Origin of the sequence: Cohnella candidum (assembly GCF_003713065.1) — a bacterium.
In the GTDB taxonomy this organism is placed as follows: Bacteria; Bacillota; Bacilli; order Paenibacillales; family Paenibacillaceae; genus Cohnella; species Cohnella candidum.
Window position 1 is genome coordinate 3,417,236 of sequence record NZ_CP033433.1, and the last position, 25,850, is coordinate 3,443,085.

The 25,850-nt window shown below is 57.3% G+C and carries 21 protein-coding genes; 4 read left to right on the forward strand and 17 right to left on the reverse strand.

Features of this window, described 5'->3' with window-relative positions:
• Positions 1 to 36: 36 nt before the first annotated feature.
• Together EAV92_RS15635 and EAV92_RS15640 are read right to left on the reverse strand one after the other, a co-directional pair.
• Positions 37 to 1,752 (reverse strand): GMC family oxidoreductase, encoded by a 1,716-nt coding sequence (locus tag EAV92_RS15635; RefSeq protein WP_123041966.1) that lies wholly within the window; start codon positions 1,750 to 1,752, stop codon positions 37 to 39.
• Between the two features lie 18 nt (positions 1,753 to 1,770).
• Positions 1,771 to 2,583, reverse strand: coding sequence for a gluconate 2-dehydrogenase subunit 3 family protein (locus EAV92_RS15640; protein ID WP_123041967.1), 813 nt, complete (start codon positions 2,581 to 2,583; stop codon positions 1,771 to 1,773).
• 132 nt (positions 2,584 to 2,715) lie between these two features.
• On the opposite strand from EAV92_RS15640, the gene EAV92_RS15645 reads away from it, so the two are divergent.
• The gene (locus tag EAV92_RS15645) at positions 2,716 to 3,438 is read left to right on the forward strand and encodes a hypothetical protein (protein WP_123041968.1); all 723 of its coding nucleotides are present in this window, start codon (positions 2,716 to 2,718) and stop codon (positions 3,436 to 3,438) included.
• A 69-nt stretch (positions 3,439 to 3,507) separates the two neighbouring features.
• On the opposite strand, the gene EAV92_RS15650 is transcribed toward EAV92_RS15645, so the two are convergent.
• Positions 3,508 to 4,305: an alpha/beta hydrolase gene (locus EAV92_RS15650; RefSeq protein WP_123041969.1), complete on the reverse strand. Its 798-nt coding sequence runs from the start codon at positions 4,303 to 4,305 to the stop codon at positions 3,508 to 3,510.
• 105 nt (positions 4,306 to 4,410) lie between these two features.
• Positions 4,411 to 5,334 carry a S66 peptidase family protein gene (locus EAV92_RS15655; protein ID WP_123041970.1) on the reverse strand — a complete coding sequence of 308 codons (924 nt, stop codon included), beginning with the start codon at positions 5,332 to 5,334 and terminating at the stop codon, positions 4,411 to 4,413.
• A 135-nt stretch (positions 5,335 to 5,469) separates the two neighbouring features.
• On the opposite strand from EAV92_RS15655, the gene EAV92_RS15660 reads away from it, so the two are divergent.
• The gene (locus EAV92_RS15660; RefSeq protein ID WP_123041971.1) at positions 5,470 to 5,961 is read left to right on the forward strand and encodes a hypothetical protein; all 492 of its coding nucleotides are present in this window, start codon (positions 5,470 to 5,472) and stop codon (positions 5,959 to 5,961) included.
• Between the two features lie 26 nt (positions 5,962 to 5,987).
• On the opposite strand, the gene EAV92_RS15665 is transcribed toward EAV92_RS15660, so the two are convergent.
• From EAV92_RS15665 to EAV92_RS15705, 9 genes are all read right to left on the reverse strand, one after another.
• Entirely contained in the window at positions 5,988 to 6,362 is a 375-nt protein-coding gene (locus EAV92_RS15665) for a KGG domain-containing protein (protein ID WP_123041972.1), read from the reverse strand.
• Between the two features lie 219 nt (positions 6,363 to 6,581).
• Positions 6,582 to 6,896, reverse strand: coding sequence for a KGG domain-containing protein (locus EAV92_RS15670; RefSeq protein WP_123041973.1), 315 nt, complete (start codon positions 6,894 to 6,896; stop codon positions 6,582 to 6,584).
• Between the two features lie 97 nt (positions 6,897 to 6,993).
• On the reverse strand, positions 6,994 to 8,946 hold the full coding sequence (locus EAV92_RS15675; RefSeq protein WP_123041974.1) for an alpha-galactosidase: 1,953 nt from the start codon (positions 8,944 to 8,946) through the stop codon (positions 6,994 to 6,996).
• A gap of 7 nt (positions 8,947 to 8,953) precedes the next feature.
• Positions 8,954 to 11,296: an alpha-L-rhamnosidase-related protein gene (locus tag EAV92_RS15680; protein ID WP_123041975.1), complete on the reverse strand. Its 2,343-nt coding sequence runs from the start codon at positions 11,294 to 11,296 to the stop codon at positions 8,954 to 8,956.
• Positions 11,268 to 13,634, reverse strand: a complete 2,367-nt coding sequence (locus EAV92_RS15685; protein ID WP_123041976.1) for a spermidine synthase family protein — start codon at positions 13,632 to 13,634, stop codon at positions 11,268 to 11,270. Before EAV92_RS15685 ends, EAV92_RS15680 begins: the two co-directional genes overlap by 29 nt.
• A 7-nt stretch (positions 13,635 to 13,641) precedes the next feature.
• Positions 13,642 to 14,478: a carbohydrate ABC transporter permease gene (locus EAV92_RS15690; protein ID WP_123041977.1), complete on the reverse strand. Its 837-nt coding sequence runs from the start codon at positions 14,476 to 14,478 to the stop codon at positions 13,642 to 13,644.
• Between the two features lie 6 nt (positions 14,479 to 14,484).
• The gene (locus EAV92_RS15695) at positions 14,485 to 15,426 is read right to left on the reverse strand and encodes a carbohydrate ABC transporter permease (protein WP_123041978.1); all 942 of its coding nucleotides are present in this window, start codon (positions 15,424 to 15,426) and stop codon (positions 14,485 to 14,487) included.
• A 106-nt stretch (positions 15,427 to 15,532) separates the two neighbouring features.
• The gene (locus tag EAV92_RS15700) at positions 15,533 to 16,897 is read right to left on the reverse strand and encodes an ABC transporter substrate-binding protein (RefSeq protein ID WP_123041979.1); all 1,365 of its coding nucleotides are present in this window, start codon (positions 16,895 to 16,897) and stop codon (positions 15,533 to 15,535) included.
• A 100-nt stretch (positions 16,898 to 16,997) separates the two neighbouring features.
• Entirely contained in the window at positions 16,998 to 19,112 is a 2,115-nt protein-coding gene (locus tag EAV92_RS15705; RefSeq protein ID WP_123043762.1) for an amylo-alpha-1,6-glucosidase, read from the reverse strand.
• A 253-nt stretch (positions 19,113 to 19,365) separates the two neighbouring features.
• Between EAV92_RS15705 and EAV92_RS15710 the strand changes: the two genes are divergently transcribed.
• Positions 19,366 to 20,382: a LacI family DNA-binding transcriptional regulator gene (locus tag EAV92_RS15710; protein WP_123041980.1), complete on the forward strand. Its 1,017-nt coding sequence runs from the start codon at positions 19,366 to 19,368 to the stop codon at positions 20,380 to 20,382.
• Positions 20,383 to 20,442: 60 nt separating this feature from the next.
• On the opposite strand, the gene EAV92_RS15715 is transcribed toward EAV92_RS15710, so the two are convergent.
• The 4 genes from EAV92_RS15715 to EAV92_RS15730 form a co-directional block, all read right to left on the reverse strand.
• Positions 20,443 to 21,387 carry a glycoside hydrolase family 43 protein gene (locus EAV92_RS15715; protein ID WP_123041981.1) on the reverse strand — a complete coding sequence of 315 codons (945 nt, stop codon included), beginning with the start codon at positions 21,385 to 21,387 and terminating at the stop codon, positions 20,443 to 20,445.
• Positions 21,388 to 21,393: 6 nt separating this feature from the next.
• Complete coding sequence (locus tag EAV92_RS15720) at positions 21,394 to 22,236, reverse strand: carbohydrate ABC transporter permease (RefSeq protein ID WP_123041982.1); 843 nt, start codon at positions 22,234 to 22,236, stop codon at positions 21,394 to 21,396.
• 2 nt (positions 22,237 to 22,238) lie between these two features.
• Positions 22,239 to 23,123 carry a carbohydrate ABC transporter permease gene (locus EAV92_RS15725; protein ID WP_123043763.1) on the reverse strand — a complete coding sequence of 295 codons (885 nt, stop codon included), beginning with the start codon at positions 23,121 to 23,123 and terminating at the stop codon, positions 22,239 to 22,241.
• Between the two features lie 88 nt (positions 23,124 to 23,211).
• Positions 23,212 to 24,543 (reverse strand): ABC transporter substrate-binding protein, encoded by a 1,332-nt coding sequence (locus EAV92_RS15730; protein WP_123041983.1) that lies wholly within the window; start codon positions 24,541 to 24,543, stop codon positions 23,212 to 23,214.
• A gap of 349 nt (positions 24,544 to 24,892) precedes the next feature.
• Between EAV92_RS15730 and EAV92_RS15735 the strand changes: the two genes are divergently transcribed.
• Positions 24,893 to 25,819 carry an ArsR/SmtB family transcription factor gene (locus tag EAV92_RS15735; protein WP_123041984.1) on the forward strand — a complete coding sequence of 309 codons (927 nt, stop codon included), beginning with the start codon at positions 24,893 to 24,895 and terminating at the stop codon, positions 25,817 to 25,819.
• Positions 25,820 to 25,850 lie beyond the last annotated feature (31 nt).

A 25,850-nucleotide genomic window follows, 5' to 3' on the forward strand; every position in this document is an offset into this window, starting at 1 on the left:
GCCGGGTCCCTTTATGCGTTTCATCTTCATTTGCGATTAAACCAGCGAGCCGCCTTTTTTGGCGTATTTCAGAATGCCTTCCGAAGCGCGGTAAGCCAGGGCGCCGACCGTGTCCGTCGGATTGTAGCCCGAGTTGTGGGGGAACGCGCTCGCTCCGACGACGAAGACGTTCTCCGCGTCCCACATTTGCAGGTAATTATTGACCGCAGAGGTTGCCGGATCCGCGCCCATGATGACGCCGCCCGTGTTGTGCGTCGACTGGTACGTCGTGATTTCGTAAGGGCCGAGGCTTTTCAGCTTGTCGATGCGGCTGGCCCCCATCTCCTTCTGGATCTCTTCGCATTTGTTGGCCATGAACACGGCGAGCTCCCGGTCCTGGTCCTCGAAGTCGAACGTCATCCGCGGGAGCGGATCCCCATACGCATCCTTGTATTCGGGATCCAAATCGATGTAGTGGTGCTGGAACGGCATCGAGGAGCCTTGTCCGCCTACGCTGATCCAACTGTTAGCGTATTTGATCGAATTCGCCTTGAATTCCTGGCCCCATGCCTTCGTACCCGAAGGCACCTGATTATTGGAGATGGGTCGGAAGCCGGTTTGCCCGATGCTGATCGACGCGCCGTGAATGAACTTCAGGTCGGAGTGGTCGAAATTGTCGCCGTTGTAGTCGTCCAAATTCATGCCGAGCGCCCCTGCTCCCGCGAACAGATTGAACTTCTTGTCGTCGTAGAAGCCGAGCGCGTTGCCCTTCAGGACCTGGTAGGCATAGTTTTTGCCGACGACCCCGGTGCCGGTAGCCGGATTGTAAGCCTTACCGAGCTTGGACATCAGAAGCAGGCGAATGTTATTGAAAACGTAGCTCGTCACCACGACGATGTCCGCGGGCTGCACGATTTCCTCGCCCGTCGTGACGTCGGTATACATGACCCCCGTCGCTTTGCCGCCGCTATGCATGATCCTGCGAACATGCGAATGGGTCCGGATCTCGAGCTTGCCCGTTTTCAGCGCTACCGGGATGACCGTGACGACCGGATCCGCTTTCGCGCCGTATTCGCACCCGAACCGCTCGCAGTATCCGCAATATTGGCATGCCGCGCGGGCGATACCGTCGGGGTTGGTATAGTTTTGGGAGAGGTTCGCCGAAGGCTGCATGTAGGGATGCAGGTTGAGCTTTTTGGCGGCCTCCTCGAACATCTGCATCGGCGGCGACTTCTTCATCGGAGGGTTCGGGTAATCGCTGGAGCGTTTGCCCGCCAAAGGATTCGTCTCGCCGGATATGCCCGCCATTTTCTCGAACTTGTCGTAGTACGGCTCCATTTCGTCGTAGGTGATGCCCCAGTCTTGAATCGTCATCCCGTCGGGAATTTTCGCCTTGCCGTACCGCTCGATCGTTTTACTGCGGATTTGGAAGTCGTACGGCAGAAACCGGAACGTCTGTCCGTTCCAATGCACGCCAGCTCCCCCGATCCCGTCGCCGATCAGGAACGATCCGTATGCCCGCATGGGCAGGGCTCGCATCTTCTCGTTGCTTCGGAAGGTCACCGTTTCCTTGGACAAATCCTGCATCAGCTCGTAACGCTGGGAATACCGGAGCTCGTCGTGGACCATGAAATAATCTTCCGTCTTGCGTTCTTTGCCGCGCTCAAGTCCGACGACGTTCATCCCGGCTTTGGTTAACTCGGAGGCGATGATGCCGCCTCCCCAGCCGACGCCGACGATGACCACGTCCGTTTTCGGCAATGTTTTGGCCATGATAATGTCCCCCCTTTCTTAATGACCTGCCATGTGGTCTTGCAGGCTGTTCGGCGGCATCGCGGTAAACTCTTTGTCGATGACGGCCGCATAGCTCATCTGGTTGCCCGGGTAGCTGCGCATTTTCCACCCGGCCATGTCCAGGTTGCCGCCGTAAAGCGGATCGCTGTACGCGCCTTCGATCGTGCTTGAACGGAGCATTTTGAAAAACCCGCTCGGAGAAATCGTGGTCAGCGGCACTTTATCCGATTCGAAATCCGACAACACGCTGTCTTGCTGGTCTGCCGTGAGATCCACGAAATTTTTGCTGAACTGGGACTGGCTGTAGTTGTCCATTTCCTTCAGCGCGATGGCGAAAATTTCCCGCCGCTTCAGCCGCCCTTGGTACCCTTGCACGGTTTCCCCGTGATAGAACGGCGGAGACATGTACTCCCTGCCGTTAAACCCCCATTCCCCGGCCAGCTGGTGGTCGATGAAATAGGCCACGCCCAGCGCCTGCGCTCCCGGTCCCGTGTCGTCCGTCGGGAAGATTCTTTCCGTCGCCGCGTTCAATGTCGCGAACTGCTCCTGGGTCAGGAACATCAGCGCCCGGTTGTAGTTCTTGGGCTCCGCGGCCGGGGCCGCGCCCGGGGAAGCCGAAGGCGAAGCTGGGGAAGGAGCGGCGGCCTTGTTATTGCGGCGGATCAGGCTGCCCAGCGCCCCGCCTACGACGACGCCGCCGATCGCGTAGCCTGCGTTGACGAGGAACTTCCTCCGCGACGGCTCCTGCACGCCGCCTCCTTGCCGCGAGCCTGGAGGCTGGGTACCCTTAGGCCCTTCATTGTCGGCCATTGAGATCACCTCGGATGTTCGATGGATTGGCTTTCTTTACCGGTTTATTGTTTTTCCAAAAAAAAGCGATTATGCATTCCCGGAATTTGGTCATGCTAAAAAAAACCAATCCAGCTTAAGGTGGAGATCCCGATGAAAAGAACCGCATTATCCGCCCTGGCGCTGACCGGCGCGCTGCTTCTGCCCGCTTGCCAAGCGAACACGATGCGCCAGCAGTCCTACGACGGGCAAGACATCGCCCGGCAGCAGCAAGCGACCGACGACAGCCTCAAAGCGAAATCGCTCCTGCCCCCGCACCATGCCGGCAACCATGATCCCAGAGCGATCCCGAGCGTGGACCGGATGAAAACGAGAACGACGAACCAATACGGCGGCACCAGCTACGGCTTGGGCAGCTCCGTGTACAGCGTCATCGGAAGTTCGGGTCTCCACAGCCACGGCCTGTCGTCCCACATCGAGTCGCGGCTGAGCGGCGCCGGGCTCTCCGACATCCGCGTATTCGCGCTCGACGACATGGTCATCCTCGCGGAAAGCAAGCACCGCACGACCGCGGGCCAATACGATTCCATGCAACAGAAGGTGTTAAGCGGCACGGCCGGCCTGTCGGGCAAAGGGCCGGAGGTCGGCCCCGGCTTGAACGCGGGAACGTATGGGGCCGGCGCTCAGGCGACTCACGACAGCCTCGAGCAGGCGGAACGGTGGGTCCGCAGCAACATGGGCAACGTCAAAGTCTATTCCGTCACGAGCCCGGAAGCGGTGCGTACGATCGACCGCATCCGTTCCGGCGCGGGAAGCTCATCACCGCGCCAAATGGCGGCGGACATCCAACGGCTCCTGCAAATCGCGATGAAGTAGTCCGGAGAAACGAAAAGAGAGCCTTCGGCCGCTGAATCGTCCGGCCGGAGGCTCTCTTTATTTCTTCCTTCAGAATCCTTGCTTGCGAAGCCAATTCTCGCATAGCGAGGTCCAGGCGCGCGCGGTCAAGTCCTCTCCGTCGCACAAGCCGAGACCGTGCCGGCCGTGCTCGAAGACGTGCAGCTCGTAAGGAATGCGATGGCGGCTAAGCGCTCCTGCCATCAATAATCCGTTCTCCGCGGGTACGGCTCCGTCGTCGTCCGTGAACCAGATGAATGCCGGCGGGGTATCGTTTCCGACCTGTTTTTCGATGGACAGCTGCTGCCTTAACGCCGGATCGGGATTGTCCCCGAGCAGGTTCACCATCGATCCGTGATGGCGGTATTCCCCGAACGAGATCACCGGATAGCACAGGACCATCGCGTCCGGACGGCTGTGCAGCCGCTCGACCGGATCGGCCGACTCCGGATGGCCGTTGCCGAACAGCGTACCGGCGGAAGCGGCCAGATGACCCCCCGCGGAGAAGCCAAGGATGCCGATCCGGTCCGGCGAATGGCCCCATTCCCCCGCCAAATGACGGGCATGGCGGATCGCGCGTGACGCGTCCGCGAGCGGAACCGGGTGGCTGTAGGGGGAAAGCCGGTATTTCAGCACGACCGCCGAAATCCCGATTGCGTTCAGCCACTCGGCCACCGGTCCTCCTTCGTGGTCCGCCAAACCTCCATAGCCGCCTCCCGGGCACACGACGACAAGGCCGCGCGCTCCCTCGGCGGGATAAAGCGTCAGCCTGGGAATTTGCTTCGGTTCCGTTCCCTCCCCGTAAGGAGGTTCCCCTTGCCATAAAGGGATCGTGACTCTCGTGCTCATCGCATCTCTCTCCTCGGCTCCATCGATCTATCTCCAGTATGGAGCCGTCTCCGCCGCTTGTCCAACGTTTTAGGCAGGGGAGCAGATCCTCATACATGCGGAAGTTCAAGGACGAACCGCCGGCTCGAGCAGCTCCAACTCTCCCGTCCCGCCGTCGATCCGAAGCCGGGAGCCGATCGGAATCGCCGCCTTGTAAACTCCGTGACCGGAAGCGAGTTCTGAGACCAGGGGTTTTCCGAGCGGCACGAGGAACTCGTCGATCAGGTTCTCGTAGGACTTTCCGTATGCGTCCGGGCAGTGCGTGCATTGTCCGACCAGGATGCCCGCGCAGTCTTCGAATTTGCCGGCCAGCTTCAGCTGTTCCAGTGAACGGTACACCCGGTTGATCGGCTCGTGCGTCTCTTCCAATAGCAGAATCGCGCCCGAGGTGTCGAGCTCGAACGGAGTGCCCAGAGAACCGACCAACGAAGTGACGTTTCCGCCGACGACCGGTCCTTCCGCCTGACCGGGTACCTTGCCCGCGAGCGGCATGCCGGGAGGATTGGAGATCGCTCGGGGAACGGCGGCCGAAGATGCGGCCGTAAAAAACTGTCCGAAATTGTAGGCCGGCGTTTCCGGGCGGAAATCGATGAGCATCAGGCTGTGCAGGGCCACAAGTCCGGAGAACTGGTACAGCGCGTTCAACAGCACGGTAATGTCGCTGTAGCCGCTGAGAAGCTTCGGATTCGAGGCGATCATGGCATAGTCCAGATACGGCAGGATGCCTTCTACGCCGACGCCGCCGCGAACGGGCAAGATCATTTTGACGCGAGGGTCCGCGAACATGCCCATCAGATCCGTCGCCCTGTCCGTATCCGATCCGGCCAAATAGCCGTTCTGGTCGTAGACGTGCCTGCCGATGGCGACTTGAAAGCCCATGGCTTGCAAATATCGGACACGTTCGTCGATGATGTCCCGAGCAAGCGGGCTGCCCAGCGTCACGACGCCGATCGTATCTCCCTGTTGCAATGCCGGTCCCCTGACGGCCATCCGTCCACCCTCCCTTCCGATCCTCCGTTAAATAGGTATGAAGGGAAGCAAGCCGTCAATGCTAATGGTTCTTCGGAAACTGGCGTTTCGCGCGCAAGAGTCTATAATGGATTCTATCTGCGAAAGAAAGAACGGGTGAAGGGATTGACCAGAGGGGATTTCGAGGAAAGGATCGGATGCTGGCTGGCACGGTCGGGCAGCGCCGCCAGCGTTGTCGTCGAGGAGCGGTTTCCGGGCCGAAGGCTCGTCGGAGGCAAATACAATCCCGTCTCCCATCAAGTCACGTTGTACCGGGAAACGATCCGCGAGCAATGCCTGCAGCTGTTCGGCACGGATGCGTATGCCGAGGCATTCGGGGTCGTGATTTTGTCCCACGAGCTGGGCCATGCGGAAGACCCTGATCTGCAGGAGCTGTCGGAGCGCCTCGAACGGGATCGGCTTCCCGCGAGAGAGAAGAAAAGCTTGGCGCTCCGGATCGAGCGGAACGCCTGGAAATACGCGTATAACCTGCTGACGGATTCTCCTTACGCGGCATTGCTCCAGGAAATCTCTTACCATTCGCTGATGCCCTACTATAGAGCGTGCCATCTCCCGGCCCGCAAGAAAAAACAAACGGCCTCTGCTTAACCGCAGGGCCGTTTGCCGTAGTCAGGTCAGTCGTTATTGCGGGAACGGGCTTCTCCGCCTTTGCGGCCCGCTTCCTCGGGACTCATTTTGCCGTCCTTGTCGCCGCCGTCGCCGCGGCCCCGGCCATTGCCGTTGTTCCCGCCGCCGCGGGCTTCGCCGCCTTTTTGGCCGATTTCCTGATAGAATTCCCGGTCATGCGACTCGGACGTGGCTTCCCCGCCCTTACGGCCGATTTCCTGATAGAAATCTTTGTCATGCGATTCGGACGTCGCTTCTCCGCCCTTGCGTCCGATTTCCTGGTAAAACTCTTTGTCATGGTTTTTGGCTGTAGCTTCTCCACCCATGCGTCCCGCTTCCTCGCGGCTCATTTTTCCGTCGTCGCTTCCGTTGTTGCGTGCCATTCCGAATCACTCCTTCGAAGGTTTGTTTGTCGTGTTGACATGTTCTCTTTACCACTCCCAGGAGGGACAAAACGGTTCTTCTCTTAAGAAAAATCTTATCTTCCGAAGCTTGGTTCCTCTCGTTTCGCAAGCAAGCGGCGGCAGCGAGCAGGCACTAAAAAAGAACAACCTGCACCGGATGGATTTCCGGTCAGGTTGTTCTCTTGGCGCGTAGGTCGTTCATTCGCGGGATCCCCGCTTGCCCCTGCTGCCTCCGGAGCCTTCGGAGCCCCCGGAGCTTCCGGAGCCGCGGGCTTCGCCGCCTTTTTGGCCGATCTCCTGGTAAAATTCCCGGTCGTGGGAGTTCGAAGTGGCCTCCCCGCCTTTGCGGCCGATCTCTTGATAGAATTCCCGGCCGTGGGATTCGGAGGTCGCGTTGCCTCCCTTGCGTCCGATCTCCCGGTAAAAATCCCGGTCGTGCTTCTTCGCCGTCGCGATGCCGCCCAAACGGCCCGCTTCTTCCCTGCTCATTTTCCCTTCTTTGCCGCGCGCCATACACGGATCACTCCTTTCGGATAAGCGTCTGTCTCTCGACAAGGCTTTTTACCCGAGTGACCGAGCATCAAACGGCGTTTGCATTCCTAAAATTTTCTCATTCTTCCGTTCTGCGGATGTGAATCAAGGCGGATTCCTCTTCCGCCATATGCTCGAAACGGATTCCCAGCCCCATCAGCTCCGAGCCCCGAAACCGCCGCCTTGCTCCCGGCAACCCCGCTAACTCATAGTTCCCGTCCGCAGCCAAATTCGTTAAACGGACGTATCGCCTGGGATCGGCTCCGGACAACCGGAATACGAACAAAAGATGCTCCGCCCCGTCCGGCATGCTGTATTGGAAGGCGGTCCAACGGTCTCCTTTGCCGCCGCGCAGGGGCTGGCCCGTCAAACGATAGAGGTCCGCATCCTTCACGAACCGATTGACGAGGGTCCGGTATACGCGGACGTGAAAGGCGATTCGTTCCCGGATCCAATCCGGAAGTCCCGGCAGGTTCTGGGAAAATCCGAATCCTCTCATCATCGAAATGCGCGTATAGAAATCGAATTGCGCCTGTCCCAGACCGGGATCGTCCGGTTTGAATCGCTGCTCGGGATGCTGTCCCAGCCAATCCGAGTAACTCCAATGCAGGCAGGCGTTCGGCGCCAGGAAAGTGGTCGCTCCCCAAAATACCTGCAGGCTGTGCTCCGGCCAATCCGGGTCGCTCAGAAACGTTACGTGAGCGTGCCTCATGATACCGAGATCGTTTCGCAGCCCGCCGGATGCGCAGTTCTCCAACAGGACATCCGGATGTGCCTCCCGGACGCGGTCCAGCACTTCGTAGTAGCCCTGATAATGCCGGAATAAGCCATCCCCGGCACCGTGCCCATGATCGGTCCGGTTGCAGCCGGACGCCGGATCCAGGTTGAAGTCCAGTTTGATCCAATCGCATCCGTACTCGCGAATGAGCCGGTCGAGCGTCCGGAACGCCCAGTCGCGCACCTCCGGATTCCCGAAACACAAATATCCGAGACGTTCCCCATCCCGGGCGGCGGCGAAATCCGGAAATTGCTGGCCCAGCCGAGCCCGCTCCCCCAGCGCCTCGATCTCGCACCAAAGGCCGAACATCATTCCTTTTTCGTGTATCTCGTCGGATAGTCTTCGGATTCCGCCGGGAAAACGACTGCGGTTTACAAGGTCCCAATCGCCGCGATAATCGTACCATGGCGCTTCGGCCTCATCGGGTCCGAACCATCCGGCATCCAGCGTGCAAACCTCGATCCCGAGGTTTGCCGCTTGCTCCGCGTTTTCAAGAAACACGGTTTCGTTAATCCGCCGGTCTTCGTAAGTCCACCAATGGTTCCATTCGACGGGCAAGGATTGCGAAAGGGCGTTTCGCGGATACCAGAATTTCCGGCCAATGCGCGCGAGAGGGACGGAGACGGTATTCAAATCGGCATCGCTGCCGGCAGCCATTACGACACGGATGCTCTCCAATGCTTCCCCCGGGGCCAGAACGACTTGGAAATCCCGGTCATGCAAGCCCCCGCTCATGCGGTAAGCATCGTCTTCTTCCCGCATGCAGCGTAAAATCCAGTTGCCCGACCAGACGGGACATACGTTCAAGAGGCCGCCGTTGCCGCGAATCAGCGTCATCCAGGGCTGCATCCCCTTCGACGACCTTCCGTGTAGCGTCTCCAGAATGACGGTATCTTGAAGAACCGATTCCTCCGGTTCGAATTCCGCTCCCCAATCGCTGCGGAAAAAGAGCAACCGCCACTCTTCCCGGGGAAGAGAAACGCAGAAGGAATCGATCCTGTCGATGCTCAGCGGTTCATGCCCCGTATTGCGAATCGTGAGCCATTGTTCCATCACGGAAAAGCCGTCGTAATCGATGCGATGGCGATCGATTTCAATGCCTTCCCGTTCGTAACCGAAAGTGACGGTGATGACGGGGGCTCCCGTTTCCTCGCGCTTTTCCCTTCTGCCCAGATCGGATACCCCGGCGGTTGCGCTGCCGAACCGTCTTCCGTCCGCAAATACGGCGAAATCCGGATCATAGGGAAACTTCATGCTTCCATCAACCTCGCATCACGAGAATTTCATGGGATGCAGCGCGCTCGATCCGAATGACAGCCGAGCCGTCCGGACCGACCGCTTCCGGTTGTATCCGGGCTCCGTCCAACCGGATTTCGGCGCCGGATGCGTTCGGCACGTCCAATACGATATTCCAGCCTTCATTTGCCAGCTTAATCCGGTACGCGTCTTGTTCCGAGCCGAGCTCGATGCCCAAATCCAGCTCGTTGGAACGGGCTCCCGACCCGAGCTCCACGCGTTCCACGGAAGCTTCTTTCCATTCCGAAGGAAGGCGAGGGCGGAGCGTCAGCTTGTTCAAATGGGACTCCGGTTGGATCCCGAACATGAACCGCATCAACGGCCAAGCCATCCCGTAATTCGTCCACGCCTGGACGAAACACCCGTAATCGGGCGACATCTCCGAGATCGACCCGGGAAGACGCAGGTTGAACGTCGAGGCAATAAGACGGATAAAGCGAAGCGATTCGTCCATCCGGTCGTACTTCGCCTCGGCGACGGCCTGTACGCCCGTCGAAATCGTCATCATGTTCGTCCGGTACATTCCGGACAGGTAGGTCCCACAAGGACCGGTGAATTCCTCCGTTCCCATTCGGTCCAGTGCCCGTACGGCTTGGTCGCGGGGAGCAAGCCCGACTTCCATCGGCGTATTGATCACCCAGTTTTTGAACAGCCATGGCCGTTCCTGATCGGGATCCATTCCGCCCATCACCGCCTGCATCTCTTCCATCTGCCGCGCGGCGCTTTCGGCTCCGTCCGCTCTGGCCCGCGCAATGTACAGCGGCATCCTCTCCAGCACTTTACCGACCGGCGCCATGGCGTCGGCGTACAAACCTTCGCTGTCGATCCAAAGGTCGCGGTTGATTTTGTCCCCGAGCCGCAAGGCGGTTTCGGAGTAGCGACTTGCCAATTCCATCTCTCCGAAAAGCTCCGCCATGCGGGCGCCGCACTGAAGCGCGGACCAGGTATACACGGCCGTATCGATCAGCTCGACGTTCAGTCCTTCAATCTCGATGATGCCGTATCCCTCGGGCAGCAAATCGCCGTCCGGATCCATTTCTTCGAGCAGCCAGGACAAGCCTTTCTTCACCGTCGGATAAGCCCGCTCCAGAAACGCCCGGTCTCCCGTCCACGAGAACAGCTCCCACACGCTCTGAATGTAATGGGGCGTCTCCTGCGTATTCCCGGGATTCGCCACGACATCGCAGGTGGACAGTTCATGGATGATCCGGCCGTTGCCGTTCGCGCGCTCGGACACGCTTCGAATCAGATCGGACGTTTCCAGCGCCAGCCGGTGTTGTCCCACCGGCAGCAAGCCCAGCAGCGCATAGCTGTTGTCGCAGCCGAACCACCATGGATACTCCGGATGTCCTGCGCCGAATCCTCGCCCGATCTCGGGCACTTCGCGGACCAGCCAGTCGTTATGGAATTTGACCCAGTCGAAAATATAACGCAGGCGGTCGTCCGGAAGGGTCAGCACGGTTTTGTTCAGCAAAGACTCGTAACGAGCCCTTTTGGCTTCCAACAGCTCCGCATGTTCCCGTTTCAATCGATCGAACGTTTGCGAAGCTTCTTCTTCGGAACGGTAAGACCCCGCGATAAAAAACCGGATGACCGCTTGTTCACCCGCCGGAATCTCCACCTCGTAGGTCAGCCCGGCCGATACGCCCAATCCCGCTGTTGCGCGGGGGCCTTCCGGATCTTGCCCGATATGGGCGTCCGCGAACGGTTGATCGGACCCGAAAATAACGAACCAAGGGTTCCGGTCGTCCCGACCGCGAAACGTATGGCTTTCCCAATCGATGCTTCCCTCGTCTTGGCCGTCTTCAATGCCCGCATGTTCCGAAAACCAAACCGGACTCAAATCCGAGCGTCCGTTGAATTCCACCGCCAGCCTCCGGCCTTCACCGCTCTTATCGCGCAACCGATAGGTCACCACGAAGCCTTCCGTATCGTCGGGGCAAAATTGATGGCGGACGACTTCGAGTCCCCATTTCTCAAGACGGTAAACGAACTCATTGTAATAGGGATAATTGCAAAACGTATCGGCGGCATCCAGCCAAACGCCGCCTTCGGTTTCCGTATCTTCCCGATCGGCGATACGAAGCCAAAAGCCGTCCATCAGTTTGATCGGATGGTCCCACAACCCGCCCATCTCATCCTGGACGTGATGCCCGAAATCCGGAAATCCTCCGTTTTGCGAACCGACCATGTAAGATCGGTTTCCCGCGCAAATATACAAATCCCGAATCGTGACCTCCCGGACATCCCTTTCCTCCCGGAATGAATCCAGCGATCGGTCAAGCCGCAGTTCCCGCTTCGTTTCCATGATGAACACCTCTCCGTTTGTACCAAGCCGCTGCGGCAAGGATGAAGTAACATAAACAGCCTCCGGCCAGCGTTCCGTTCAGTCCGCCGGATAAAGCAAGACACGAGCCTAACCAGGACCCCCAAATTCCCGCGATGCCGTTCACCGCGAACAAAAACGGGGATACCCCCGCCTGCCGGAGTTCCTCGCGTTCCAACCGGGAAGGCAGGGGAATGCCCGCCGCAAACCCGAACATAAACACCGGCAAGCCGATCACGGTCATTCTTACCGCCAAGTCCAGCCGATGCAGCGCGGCTCCCCATTGGTCCGACGCAACCGTTAGAACGATGGCCAGCAGGATCACGGCCGGCAGCGCGAATCGCTCCGAAGCCCGGAAAACGCCCGCGAACCGGCTGCCGGCGCCTCCCCCTGCCAGCATCGCGAAAATGATGACCGATGCGGCCAACGCGGGACTTCCGGCAAACTTCACCGTTTTTTGTATGAACGTCATCTGGATGCACATATATCCGATTCCGAGCAGCGCGAAATACGCGACCGGTCCGAGGCGCACCTTGATTCTCGCGTTCAGCGGCTTGCCGGCGGATCCCCCCGTCGTTGCCGCAGGCGCGACTTCCATCCACCACACCCACCCGGCGAACAGGACGGTCAGAATCGCAATGACGGCAAGCCAGGATTTCATCGATTCCGGCCAACCGGGTTGAAGTTGGTAGAAGAAAGGCCGGTCATCCGTCGTCGGGTATACGTTAAAATCCGAATCCCTCACGAAGTCGTCAAACGGCATTTTCCCGTCCAGCAGAGGCTTCAGCAGCTGCTCATGCGTTTGAGGCAGGAAGAGAGGCTGCAAGCTGAGAGATTGGACGCCTGCCTGCAGCAAGGTCAGCTGATCCTTCGTCAGAGGGGACTTCTGAATCATCGACAGGGTCAAATTGGGCGATTTCGATCCTTCCGGCGCCATGATCAACGCCACGCGGCTTCCGGCTTCAGCAGGCGTCAGATTCATCTCTTTCATCAACGCCGAATAACCGGTATAGAAGGCCCGGACGCCCTCGATTCCCTGGTGGGACACCACGATGATCCGGCCGCCCGCCTTCAGGCGGTTCACGTAGGTTTCAAACGCGTCTTTCGTAAATACATAGTTTTCCGATAACGCCTGGCCGTTCAGGCCTCCCACTTGGGAATAAACGAGATCCAGCACGATGAGATCGAAAGACTCGCTGCTCCGTTCCAGCACGCCCCGCCCATCCCCCACGACGGTATGGACCCCTGGGCGATCCAGAATGCCTCCGTTGTAAGCGGTGTCCTCCCTCATGCTGCGCACGATGCCTTCGCTAAGCTCGACGGCGGTGACGTCTTTCGCTCCGGCCAGCAGCGTGTACAGCACGTCGCGGCCGCCCCCCGAACCGATCACGACCGCCTTCTCCGCGGGCCCCGCGGCAAAAGGCAAAAATTCGATGTCCTGCGCCAATCCGGCCATCGAATTCAGGTTTCCGTCGAATTTATAGATATAACTCCCTGCGCCGCCGTCCACGAACACCATTTTGCGCGTCGGATCGGTCGTGGACACCACGTCGGTCCGCGCAAACGGATCCCATGTCGTGCGTTCGATGCGCGCCCCCGGGCTTTGCAGCGACGCCACGATCGTCTTGTCGGGGGCGGCGCCTTTCAACCCGGCAAAATCGATTTTCCACCAAGCGGATTGAGGGCCGGCGAAGATGCCAAGAATGATGCTTCCCCCAAGTAGAAGCGAGGACGCCGCCATTCCCGCACGGCGCTTTCGGCCGCCATTGCCGATCCGCTCATCTTTCAAGCCGAACAGGACGATCGCGCCGGCAAAGGCGAACGCGGACATCGCGAACAAGGCGCCGAGGCCGCCAAGCCGGTAGAGCAGCGCGTACGCGCCGACCACGCCCACGCCTGCGCCCAGCAAATCGGAGGCATACACGGCGCTGGCTTTCATGGCTCCGGCATTTAACGCTTTGCCGGTGACCCAGCCGAACAGTCCGAACGGAACGGCGGCCAGCAACGCATACAGAGCCATTTGGTTCGCGTAGGGAAACTTGGCCAGAAACACGCTGAGCAAAGCGATATAGACGCCCGCCGCCAAGCATATCCAAGCGGAAGACTGCGTGCCTTTCCCGGCCGGATCCCCATATTTTCGGGAGGCGTATGCGCCCGCTCCAATGCCGAAGATCGCCAGGGACACGATGAAAGAAACATAGTGGTACTGAAGCAGAACGCCGAATACGTTGGCGAGCGCGATTTCGAGTCCGAGTGCGGCGGCCGACATGAAGCCGACTCCGACGCCCCACAAAAGTGCGTCTTTGGTTCCTGCCTTCACCACGGGTTCATCCTTTCATGCCGGTGAGCGTAATGCTTTCTACGAAATATTTTTGCCCAATGAAATAGAAGAACAGCGAGGGCAGCATCGTCACGAAGGAAGCGGCCATCAGGTAGTTCCATTGGACGTCGTTTTCGCTTTTGAAAAAGTTAATGCCAAGCGTAAGCGTATAGAGATCCGGTTTACTTAAATACAGGATCGGTTGAAGGAGATCCTTCCATGAATCGTTGAATTGGAAAATCGTGATCGTGACGATCGCCGGCAGCGTCAGCGGAAGGATGACCCGCCACAAGATGCCGAACGTCGATGCGCCGTCGATTTTGGCCGCTTCTTCGAAGTCCGTCGGAATCGACATGAAGAACTGGCGCAGCAGGAAGATAAAGTAGGCTTTGCCGAAGAAGAGAGGGACAATGAGAGGATAGTACGTATTGACCCATCCGAATTGAGAAAACAGGTAGAACTTGGGGATCAGCGTTACGGTATCCGGAAGCATCATCGTAGCCAAAGTCAAAATGAAAAGAACGTTTCTGCCCCTGGCCCGGAACCTGGCAAAGCCATACGAGACGAGAATGCAAGAAACGACCGCGCCGATGATGCTCGCAACCGTGATGATCAGCGTATTGTTAAACCATCGGCCGAACGGAAGGCTGGTAAACGTCGTGACGTAGTTGCTCCATTTGATCGGGTCGGGAATCCATTTGATCGGCGTCGTGAATACCTGATAAGATTCCTTCAGCGACGTGGACAGCATCCAGAAAAACGGGATGAGCATGACCGCCGAACCGCCCAAAAGCAACACGTAAGCGAGCGAGGTTTTCATCCAATAGCGCGTGCTGTTCGTCATTCGGCGTCAGTTCCTTTCCCCTTCGTAATAAACCCACAGAGCGGATGACTTCACGACAACGATCGTCAGCACCAGGATAATAATGAATAGTACCCAGGCCAACGCGGAAGCATAGCCCATCCGGAAATTTTGGAAAGCATGATCGAACAGGTAGAAATTGAAGAACAGCGTGGAATTCATCGGTCCGCCCTTGGTCAGAACATACGCTTCGCCGAATGTCTGCATCTTGCCGATGATGTCCGTAACCAGGCTGAAGAAAATCGTCGGGGTTAACATGGGGAGCGTCACGCTCTTGAACTTCTGCCATGCGCCGGCACCGTCGAGCTCAGCCGCCTCGTATAAGGAAGGAGAAATGCCTTTCAAACCGGCCAGCCAGATAATGATGCTGCCGCCGACGGTGGACCACAAGCTCATGATAACCATGGAGGGAAGCGCCCAATGGGGATCGAAAATCCAACCGGGTCCTTCAATGCCCAAATAGCCGAGCATCGTATTCAGCAATCCGACCTGCGGGTTGAAGATCCACGCCCACAATACGAGAACGGATACGCCGCTCACGACGGCGGGCAAATAGAAGATCGTCCGGAAGAGCCGCATGCCCCTTACTCCCTGGTTCAGCAGCAAAGCGAGCAAGAGGGAAAAAACCAAACCCAGAGGAACGGAAAATACCGAATATAAAGCCGTCACCTTAAGAGACTGCCAAAAAAGCGGGTCGTGTCTGAACGCGGTTCTGTAGTTTTTCAAACCCACGAATTTCTCCGGAGTCAGCAAATCCCACTGGTTGAGACTGATCCACAGGGAAGCGAGCATCGGAAGCGCGAAAAAAATCAACAATCCGAGCAGCCACGGTCCCGTCAGAATATAAAACATCCGGGCTTCCTTGCGTTCCGCTTTCGAGCGCTTTTTTCGCCCTCTGACTTTCACGTCTGTTTGTGTCACCGCTTCCATGAAAACACCCTTTCCTCACAATATCCGAACCGCGAATTCCCACCTTTCTTGATAAGGGGCGGGAAGAACGTTGCTCTTCCCGCCCGCTTTTGGAAACGCTGGTACGTTATTGGTTTTTGGCCGCTTCCAGGTCAGTAGTCGCCTGTTTGGCCGCTGCGTCGAGTTCCTTTTTGATGTCGATCGGTTTGCCCAGCAACATCTTGTCAAGCACGCCCTGCATGGCTTTGGCGCCGGAAGCTCCGAAGTACGTGCTCGTTTTCTCCGGGAATTCCTTCACGTTCGCGAGATCGTCCAGGAACGGCTTCAGATGTTCATTCGAGGCTTGACCGAGTTTTTCGGTGGTCGATTTGACGGCGGTGAAGGCGAATTGAGCCATGATTTCCTGTCCTTCGGGACCGGTCAAATATTTGAGATAATTCCAAGCTTCATCCTTGTTGGCCGATTTGGAATACAGGCCGTAACCGGCATAACAGATCGTGTTGGCGGCACCGCTCGGGCCGACCGGCATCGGAGCGACTCCGAAGGAAAGATCCGGGTTTTTCTCGTAATCCATGACCGGCCATCTTCCGGTCACGTTCATGGCGACTTTGCCGGCGCCGAACAGGTCTACGCCTTTGAAAGCGGCCGATTCGGTATTGGAAGGAGAAATATGATCCTTCAGGTACATGTCCTGGTAAAGCTCCAGCGCTTTAACCGTGCCGTCGCTGTTCATGAAGCCTTCGAAGGAATTGCCGTCGGGGCTGATGACGCTGCCGCCGTAAGCGTTAATGAGCGGAAGAATCGCGCGCAGCCATCCGCCCGGGAGGCTGACGCCCCATTGCGTATATTTGCTGCCTTCTTTTTTGGTCAGTTTCTTGGCGGTATCGTAGAATTGATCCCACGTCCAGCCCGCTTGCGGATAAGGAACTCCCGCCGCGTCGAACAGCTTCTTGTTGTAATAGACGCCGATATCGGAATAGTCTTTGGGCATAGTATAGTACTTGTCGCCCAATTTGCCTACATCCAGAACGTTGGGATAATAATCGTTCAAGTCGATGCCGTTTTGTCCTTGGATGTACGGAGTCAAATCTTCGAGAGCGCCTTTGTCCATGAACATTTTGACGTCGCCGTCGCCGATTTGGAAAATGTCGGGAGCCTGACCGCCTGCGATCTGGGTGAGCAATTTCGTGCCGTATTGGTCCGGAACCGATTCAATGCTGATCTTGACGTTAGGATGCAGCTTCTGGTAGTTGTCGGCAATTTGCTGTTGCTGCTTCAAACCGTCTCCGCCGTCCCAGGTTCCGATGCGGAGCTTGACATCTTTCGCCGGCGCGCTTGCGCTTGCCGACGCGCTTGGCGAGCTTGCGGACGGCGAATTTGCGTCTGCGGACGGCGAACCGGATGCAGAGTTATTTCCGCCTCCGCCGCAAGCCGTCAGGACCAGTCCAAACGCCATACTGAGTGCCAGTAAAGCTTTACCCCTGTTTCTCATTTGCTTGAACACTCCCTTGGAATGACCTTTATTATTTTTAAGGTGTCCTGCAAGCAGGCCGCCATAAAAATCAATTACCCTGCGTTGCTTCCGCTTATATCTACTGTTCGACCGCGTAGGGAAGGCGGATGTCGTAGCCCGTCGAGTTCTCTATCACCTGCACGAGAATCGCGGAACTACCGGTTTCCCGCCGCAGATTCAAGCTGAGCGAGCCTTCACCAACGCGCAGCTGCCGTACTCGGAGCTCGTTCATCGTGGACGGCAGAACGGGGTCCATCAAGAGCGTGCGTTCGACCCCGTCAGCTTTCAAGCCGAGAAGCACTTGCAAGAAAAGCAGCGGCGTACCCGCGGCCCAAGCTTGAGGCGAACAGGCGACCGGATAAGATACGGGATAGCCGAGAGACCGGTCGTAACCGCAGAACAGCTCGGGCAGACGGTGATACTCGTAGTGCGCCGCCGCCTGCATCAAGCCTTCCACGACCTGCACGGCTTCCCGGTTGAAGCCGTATTTTTTCAGGCCCAGGATGCACAGCGAATTGTCGTGCGGCCAAATGCTGCCGTCGTGGTAGCTCATCGGATTATACCCGGCGGAACGCTTGCTCATCGTCCGGATTCCGTAACCGCTGAACATATCCTCGCTGACCATGCGCTCGGCTACCGCGCGCGCCCTTGACTCGGAGACGATGCCGGACATCAGCGCTTGGCCCGTGTTGGAAGTCACGGAACGCACCTGCTTCTTGTCGCCGTCGAGCGCGATCGCGTAAAAGCGCTCGTCCTCCATCCAATACGCATCCTCGAACCGTTTCCGCAGCAGCTCCGCCTCCTCAGACAACTTGGAGGCCTTATCCGTAAGCCCTAGCTCGGCGAGGATGGGAGCAAGCCGGGTTTTCGCCAGGTAGACGTACCCCTGAACTTCCACGAGCGCAATCGACCCTCGGGCCAATTCCCCATCCTCATGGACGATGGAATCGCCGGAATCCTTCCAGCCTTGGTTGGCGAGTCCGCCGTCCGCTTCCCGCCGGTACTCGACGAATCCGTCCCCGTCCGAATCCCCGTAATGATCCAGCCAGTGCAGCGCTTGCTCGATATGGGGAAGCAGCTCGACCATCAATTCGCGATCCGCCGTCCAATGATAGTACTCCGCGGCAAGAATGAGAAAGAGCGGAGTGGCGTCGATCGTCCCGTAATACGGCGTGAATGGAATTCGGCCCAGATTGGCCAGCTCGCCGTACCGGATCTCATGCATGATTTTGCCGGGCTGTTCGTCCCTCGAAGGATCGATCTTGGTGCCCTGCATCGAAGCCATCGTCCGCAGAGTGCCTTTCGCGACTTCCGATTGTACGGCCAGCATCTGGAGAGCGGCGATCAGGCTATCCCGCCCGAAAGGAACCGCGAAAATCGGCAACCCGGCAACCGGAAACGGTCCATGCCCAAGATCGGTCAACAGGACCCTTAGATCTTGCACGCCCCGGGCGTACATCCGGTCGAACAGCGGGTCGTCGCTTTGAACCGACGCGGTGGCGCCGTTCCATTCCGCGTAGGAACGCTCGAGTTTGGAAAGCGCCTCTTCCTCTGCGTGAATGGCGGGTTCCAGGCCGTCCACGACAGGGACGATACGGAAAGAAAGGACTTGCTTCTCCCTTGGCTGCAGGGAAAGAAGGAACCGTATGCTCCCTTCCGCATCCGCGACCTGATCGCCTTCCCATTCGATCCGGGTTTCCCGGACGACCCGGTCGCTGCCTATGTAACGAAATACGAGTTTCCCCGGCTGCGGGGCCAAGACGGTCTTCTGCCCGCCCGGCGGCGCCTCGTAGCCTCGGACGACGAACATGTCGGCAAAATCGGTATCCCAGAGCGTGCTGAACTCGAAGCTTACGGCTTTGGGATGATAATTGGTCAGCGTGATCGACTCATAAAGAACGCCGTCATAAATAAAGCGTTTGCGTTCGATTTCAACGGATTCCCGCCACAAGATAAGCGTACCGTCGGATTTCTCCATATGGGGGTTGGTCAAACGGATGGAAGCCCGCCAGCTTTCATCGGCGGAGGAGGACAACAATACCGGTTTCAAGCCGTTGATTCGGATCTCCAAACGGCTCAGAAATCGGGTGTCCCGGGTGAACAGTCCGAAGACGGATCCGGTTTCCGCGGCGATATCGCCGCCCTCATCCGTCATCAGGAACAGATCGTTTTCTTTGATGACCCTGGATCTCAACCTGTCCTCACCTCGTTTAATGACGATTTTCCGAAACGTTTCGGAAACAAAATAAAAAAATTTTACAGTTTTTCTGGCAATGAAAGGCAACGTTTATGCCGTTTCCAAAACGTTTCGGCATCTGCCCTCATTATACGAGGTTGTGTAAGCACTTTCAACTGCTTTTTTTACGTTTTATTTTCTTCTTGTCTACGTCGATATGTTCCATTACAATGAAAAAAACCGTTCTCAAAACGTTTCGGAGGATTTGCCCGTGGTTACGATCAAAGACATTGCTAAAAAAGCCGGAGTTTCCATCACGACGGTCTCCCGTGCGTTAAACGGGTACGACGACGTCAACGAAACGACCCGGCGCAAAGTGACGGAACTCGCCCAGCAAATGGGTTACAGCCCCAATATGGCCGCCCGCTCTTTGATCATGAAAAAAACGAAAACGCTCGGCTTGCTCCTCTCCGGCATTACGCGGAACAGCGCCAAGGACAACATCGCCTTCGAGGTGCTCTGCGGCATGAACGACCGGGCAGGCGAACTGAATTACGATCTCGTGCTGTTCAGCACGACGCCGCAGAAGCAGAAGGTGAAATCCTATAAGGCATTATGCCATGAGCGCGGAGTCGACGGCGTGATCATCATGGGCATCCGTCTGGATGATCCCTATCTGAACGAAATCATCACTTCGGACATCGCTTGCGTGCTGATCGACATACCGCTCAAAGGCCCTCAGGTCGGATTCGCCACTTCCGACAACGTAGGGGGTGCTTACCGGGCGACTCGGCACCTTCTCGAGAACGGGCACCGGAACATCGGATTCATCAACGGTCACTCACAAGCCCACGTCAGCATCCAGCGGCTGGATGGCTTCAAGCAAGCCTTGGCGGAAGCGGGTCTGTCGCTCGACGATTCGCTGCTTCTCGACGGATCCTTCTCCGAAGAAGGCGGCAAGGAAGCCGCCTACCAACTGCTGTCGAAGCGGCCGGACGTCACGGCGATTTTCTGCGCCAGCGACTTGATGGCGCTCGGCGCAATGCAAGCTGTCCGCGGTCTCGGACTGCGCATTCCGGAGGACATCTCGATCATCGGTTTCGACAACATCAACGTGACGGAATACAGCACGCCGGCGCTCACGACGGTTCACCAAAACAAGTACGAACTCGGCTACCATTCGGCCCAAATGCTGATCGACCTGCTCGAAGGCCGGAACGTCCAGACCCAGCTGACGTTGCCGACGGAACTGGTCCGAAGGGGAAGCGTTGCCGATATCCGCAAATAAGCAAAGCCGCGCGTCGTCCGGTGAACAACCCGGCGAACGCGCGGCTTTTTGCTTTTATTCTCACTCGAAAGATATCGCTCCGTCCGGAAACCGGCTCAGCGGCCGAAAGAACGTGTGGCGGTTCGGATCGTAGAGCGGATCCCCTTGAATCTCCTTATACGTGCGGGCATGGAAGACGAGGATGTCGGACTCCCCGTCTTCCGATACGGTGAAGCTGTTGTGGCCGGGCCCGTACAAGCCTTTCTCTTCGTCGGTGGCGAGAACGGGATGCGGCGATTTGCTCCAGGAGTTCGGGTCGAGCAGGTCCGCATCCTCGGACGCCGTCAGCAGGCCCATGCAATAATTCGCGTCGGTGGCGCTTGCGGAATAGCTGATGTAGATTCGGCCGTCTCGTTTGAGCACCGCCGCCCCCTCATTCACCTTGAACCCGATGGTCTCCCACGGATAAACCGGCATCGTCAGCATGACCTGCTCGCCCCGCAGCGTCCAGGGGTTGCTCATTTCGGAAATATAAAGATTCGAATTGCCCGGTATTTCGGGCTCTTTCTGCGCCCAGACCAGATACCGGATTCCCCGGTGCTCGAACGTCGTCGCGTCGAGCGAAAAGCTTTCCCACCGGGTCCGGATTTGCCCCTTCTCCGCCCAAACGCCCTCCAGCGGATTTTCGGAATCGTTCTCCAATACGTACATGCGATGGTCGAACAACCCTTCATTCGTTTCCGCCGTCCGCGCGGCCGCGAAGTAGATGTACCACTTTCCTTTAATGAAATGGATTTCCGGCGCCCAGATGTTGGCGCTCAGTTTCCCGGTCTCGTGTTTTCTCCAGGCAACCACGGGATCCGCATCCCGCAGCCCATGCAGCGTACGGGAACGCCGGATTTCGATTCTGTCGTATTCGGGTACCGAAGCCGTGAAATAGTAGTACCCGTCGGCATGCCGATAGATCCAGGGATCGGCTCTCTGCTCGATCAAAGGGGCGGATGTAAGGGATGGATTTCGTGTCATGGAGCGTCACCCTTTCACGCCGCCGACCGTCAGGCCGGAGACGAAGTAGCGTTGGAAGAAGATGAATACCAGCAATATCGGAACGATCGCGATGACCGAGCCGGCGATCAGGATGTCGTAGTTGTTGCCGTAAGGGGTGACAAGACTGGAGAGCCCGATCGGCAGCGTGAGCTTGGACCCCGTTTTCAGCACGATCAGCGGCCAGACGAAGCTGTTCCAGCTGCCGAGCGCCTGCAGAATCGCCATCGCGCCGAACGCCGGCGCCATGAGCGGCACCATGATGCGGAAGAAGATGCCGTATTCCGTGCAACCATCCATGCGTCCGGCATCCAGGAAATCCTTGGGCAGCCCCTCCGCGTATTGCCGGAAAAAGAAGATCGGAAGCGGCGCGACCAGGAAAGGCAGCACGACGCCCCGGAACGTATCGATCATTCGCAGGGAAATCATCTGCTTGTACAGAGGAAGCATGATGATTTCCACCGGCACCATCATGACGAGCAGCACGAAGACGAAGATCAGGTTGCGCCCCGGGAAGCGGTACATGGCGATCCCGTACCCGACCATGGAAGACAACAGCAGGCTCAGCACCGTGTATACGGCGGTGATGCCCAAGCTGTTTCCGTACCACACCAAGTACTTCTTCGCGCTCTCCGAGAATAGGAATGCGTAATTTTTGAACGACATGATTTCGAAATCCCATTTCAGGTTAAGCCCCATCCGCAGCAGCTCTTTCGAAGGCTTCAGCGAAGCCAGGGCCAACGCGTAGAGAGGAAAAACCGCAAGCACGGCCAGCACGAGAAACAACAGGAGCAGGAGAAGGCTTTGCGGGGTCCACCGTTTGATTGGCATCGCTACTCCTCCTTCTTGAACAGGCCGAAAAATTTGAGCTGAACGACGTTGACCGCCATGGTAAGCGCGAGCAGCGTTACTCCGACGGCCGAGCCGAAGCCCAGGTTGTTGGTCTCGATGCCCTCCCGGAACAGGTAGCCGACCATCGTAAGCCCGATGTCGTTCGGAGAGTGGTTGCCGTTCCACAGCATGTAGCTCTCGGTGAACATGGCGTACCCGCCGTAGATGCTGATGGTGATGACGTAGATGGAAACGGGCTTCAAGAGCGGCAGCGTGATGCGCCGAAACTTGTTCCAGGCGTTGGCGCCGTCTATAGCCGCGGCTTCGTAAAGCTCATCCGGAATGTTCTGCAGCGCGGACAGGAAATACACGATGTTGATCCCCGCGAACCGCCAGGTCGCCAGGACGACCAGCACCAGCATGCCCGTCGTCGAACCCGCCAGCCAGTTGATCGTATGGAACCCGAACAGGTGCCGGAATTGGTTCATTACCGCCTGATCGAGCTGGCCGAAGACGAGCCTGAAAATCGTGCCGGCTACGACGACCGACGTCAGCGTCGGAATGAAGAGCGCCGAGCGGAAGAAGCCGCTCCAGATCATTCGCTTCCCATTCAAGAACACGGCCAGCACCATCGGCAGCGGGATGAGGACGACCAGCGTCCAGAACGTATAGCGCGTGCTGTTCCAAAGCGCCGCGTAGAACCTGTCGTTCCACAAATCCTTGTAGTTGGCCAAACCGATGAAGTGCGTCTGCCCCGGGAGCACCTCTTGAAAGCTCATGACGATCGTGGCGTACACCGGATAGGCGAAAAAGATCAGAAACGACAAGATGAATGGCAACACGAACACATAGGGGGCGATGCGGGAGGAATACAGGAATTTGGTCATCCGGCTCAGCTCCTTTCCTTGAAACGTGTTCAGCTTTGCCGGAGGGGAGCTTCCCTCCGGCAAAGCCGCCAACGAGATTCTTATAGGCTTACTTGATGCTGGCCGCCGCTTCGTCAAGCACCTGCTTCGGATCTTTCAGGTCGTTGATCGCTTGGAACATCACTTTGGTTTTGATCACGTCGGACACCGCCGGCGTTCTCTCCTTGATGTTGGTCGGAGCGATTTCGTCGCGCACGCCGATCAGAACGTCCCACAGGTTCGTGCCGAAATAGTCGGTGAATTTGTTCGTTTCCTTCAGCGCGGGATCTTCCCATACGTCGGAGCGGATCGGGTCGAAGCCGAGCTGCTTCCAGATCTCAATCGTGCCCTCCTTCGAGAGCTTGGCGAACGCCAGGAATTTCTTCGCGATTTCCTGGTTTTTGGATTGGTTGGTGATGACCGTTCCCGTGCCGCCCATGCCCGACGATCTCATTTCGCCTTCCTTGAAGACCGGCATCGGCTTGATAATGATCTTGCCTTTGAGATCCGGCATGTAGTCCGTGAAACGTCCCATGTACCACATCGGCATCCATACGGAAGCCGCTCCTCCGCCGTTCATGAAGCCGTAGTACTCTTCCGCGTGATGGAACCCGCCCGGCGCGGCGACCGCTACCTTTTCTTTGACGAGCTTCTGCAGGTACGTGAGCACGTCCAAATTCGCCTGATCGTTCATTTTCACGGTGCCGTCTTTGTCGAGGAAGTCGGAGCCGTGCTGCACGACCAGCGGCCAGTAAGACCATTGGTCCGTCGTTTCGATCGTCGTCATGGGCTTTCCGGTTTTGGCCAGCACTTGCTGGCCGGCTTTCTCGTAATCGTCCCATGTTTTGATATCGTCCGCGTTGACGCCTGCCTGATCCAAAATCTCTTTGTTGTAGTAGATCACTTGGGCTCCCACGTGGTAGTCGATGCCGTAATATTTCCCGTCCTTGGCATAGTTGTCGAGGCGGGACATGACCAGATTCGCTTTCTCGGGCTCCACGATGTCGTTCAGCGGAACGAGCTGCGGATCTCCCTTCAGGTAGTTGCCGATTTTGCTGATCTCGATGTCCGCCATGTCCGGCGCTCCCGTCTTCGACTGAAGCGCGACGAGCAGCTTGTTGTGGTTGTCGTCATACGGGAACGTGGTCGCTTCCAGCTTGATCTTCTGGTCCGGATTCGCCGCGTTCCATTTCTCCGCCATGCTTTCGAAGAACTTCTGGTGAAGCTCATTAAACGTCCAGAACGTCAGCGTGACCGTGCCGGCGCCGGAGCCTCCCGAATTCTTCCCTCCCGCCGGGCTTTCGCCGGCGCTTTTCCCGCCGTCATTGTTGCTGCTGCAAGCCGCAAGCACGAGGGCGCACACGAGCAGCAATGCCCAAGCGGAATGAACAAGCTTTTTCATGAGTCCGTTTCCCCCTATAAGGAATTGGTTGAATATGCTCAACCCGTTTCCGGGTTATCGCCGTTTTTTGTTTCACAATTTTATAAACCATTTCATGTTTTTATAATACATAGGCACATTTTGGCTGTCAACGCTTTTTTGTATCCGCTTTCTAATCTTTTTATTTTAGTTTTTTATAGAGCTCGAAGGATAGAAATCGCTATTTTTCGCTTCCGTTCGCGCTGAAAAAAGGCTGATGGAATCGGTTTTTTCGCCGATTTTCGCCTTTTCCGTTTTCTCCTTCCTTTTTTCGGTTGATTGATTTATACTTATCTAAAATAAAAACCTTCAAATAAAAGGGATGTCTCTCATGATCTATATCAAGGATCTCATGTCGGGGGTTAACATCTTCAAAGCGCTGAGCTCGGAGATCCGGATTCAAATCCTCGAACTGCTCGCGAATAACCGAAGCCTCAACCTGAACGACATCGCGACCAAGCTGAACCTCAGCAACGGAGCGATCACCATGCACATCAAAAAGCTCGAGGAAAGCGGCCTGATCGAGATCAACACCGTCGGCGGCAAGCACGGCATCCAAAAAATCTGCTACCTCAACGAAGAGAGGCTGATGGTGGATTTACGGAGCAAAGAGATCGGCAACCTGTACGAGGTGGAGATCAAGGTCGGCCATTACAGCAACTACCACGCCTTGCCGACCTGCGGACTGGCCACGAAGGACAGCATCATCGGGGATTTCGACGAGCCTCGGTATTTCGCCGACCCGATGCGCATCGACTCGGAAATCATCTGGCTGTCGGAGGGTTTCCTGGAATACAAAATCCCGAACTACCTCAAATCCAACCAGACCTTCACCGAAATCCAATTTTCGATGGAACTCGGCTCCGAAGCGCCCGGCTTCAACAACAACTACCCTTCGGACATCCATTTCTTCCTGAACAACAAGGAGATCGGCTTGTGGACGAGTCCGGGCGACTTCGGAGACGTTCGGGGCACGTTCAACCCGGATTGGTGGCCGCCGCATTTGAACCAGTACGGCATGCTGAAGCTCATCCGGATCAACAGCGAGGGCAGTTACATCGACGGCTGCCGGATTTCCGACGTCACGCTTCAGGACATCGGGCTCGACTACCGGAGCGACATCAATTTCCGGATCGCCGTCACCGAGAAATCCGCGAACAAACGGGGATTGACGATTTTCGGCAAAAGCTTCGGCAACTACAGCCAGGATCTGCTCGTGCGGGCGCTCTACGCCGTGCAGGATGACAAGCGGGGCTAACCACGCGAATGAGAAAAAGCCGCCTTATCGG

What these genes read in the sequence shown, in the direction of transcription:
- EAV92_RS15635 (WP_123041966.1), bottom strand. Translation starts at nt 1,752, where the DNA reads ATGGCCAAAACATTGCCGAAAACGGACGTGGTCATCGTCGGCGTCGGC.
- EAV92_RS15640 (WP_123041967.1), bottom strand. Translation starts at nt 2,583, where the DNA reads ATGGCCGACAATGAAGGGCCTAAGGGTACCCAGCCTCCAGGCTCGCGG.
- EAV92_RS15645 (WP_123041968.1), top strand. Translation starts at nt 2,716, where the DNA reads ATGAAAAGAACCGCATTATCCGCCCTGGCGCTGACCGGCGCGCTGCTT.
- EAV92_RS15650 (WP_123041969.1), bottom strand. Translation starts at nt 4,305, where the DNA reads ATGAGCACGAGAGTCACGATCCCTTTATGGCAAGGGGAACCTCCTTAC.
- EAV92_RS15655 (WP_123041970.1), bottom strand. Translation starts at nt 5,334, where the DNA reads ATGGCCGTCAGGGGACCGGCATTGCAACAGGGAGATACGATCGGCGTC.
- EAV92_RS15665 (WP_123041972.1), bottom strand. Translation starts at nt 6,362, where the DNA reads ATGGCACGCAACAACGGAAGCGACGACGGAAAAATGAGCCGCGAGGAA.
- EAV92_RS15670 (WP_123041973.1), bottom strand. Translation starts at nt 6,896, where the DNA reads ATGGCGCGCGGCAAAGAAGGGAAAATGAGCAGGGAAGAAGCGGGCCGT.
- EAV92_RS15675 (WP_123041974.1), bottom strand. Translation starts at nt 8,946, where the DNA reads ATGAAGTTTCCCTATGATCCGGATTTCGCCGTATTTGCGGACGGAAGA.
- EAV92_RS15680 (WP_123041975.1), bottom strand. Translation starts at nt 11,296, where the DNA reads ATGGAAACGAAGCGGGAACTGCGGCTTGACCGATCGCTGGATTCATTC.
- EAV92_RS15690 (WP_123041977.1), bottom strand. Translation starts at nt 14,478, where the DNA reads ATGACGAACAGCACGCGCTATTGGATGAAAACCTCGCTCGCTTACGTG.
- EAV92_RS15695 (WP_123041978.1), bottom strand. Translation starts at nt 15,426, where the DNA reads ATGGAAGCGGTGACACAAACAGACGTGAAAGTCAGAGGGCGAAAAAAG.
- EAV92_RS15700 (WP_123041979.1), bottom strand. Translation starts at nt 16,897, where the DNA reads ATGAGAAACAGGGGTAAAGCTTTACTGGCACTCAGTATGGCGTTTGGA.
- EAV92_RS15715 (WP_123041981.1), bottom strand. Translation starts at nt 21,387, where the DNA reads ATGACACGAAATCCATCCCTTACATCCGCCCCTTTGATCGAGCAGAGA.
- EAV92_RS15720 (WP_123041982.1), bottom strand. Translation starts at nt 22,236, where the DNA reads ATGCCAATCAAACGGTGGACCCCGCAAAGCCTTCTCCTGCTCCTGTTG.
- EAV92_RS15725 (WP_123043763.1), bottom strand. Translation starts at nt 23,123, where the DNA reads ATGACCAAATTCCTGTATTCCTCCCGCATCGCCCCCTATGTGTTCGTG.
- EAV92_RS15730 (WP_123041983.1), bottom strand. Translation starts at nt 24,543, where the DNA reads ATGAAAAAGCTTGTTCATTCCGCTTGGGCATTGCTGCTCGTGTGCGCC.
- EAV92_RS15735 (WP_123041984.1), top strand. Translation starts at nt 24,893, where the DNA reads ATGATCTATATCAAGGATCTCATGTCGGGGGTTAACATCTTCAAAGCG.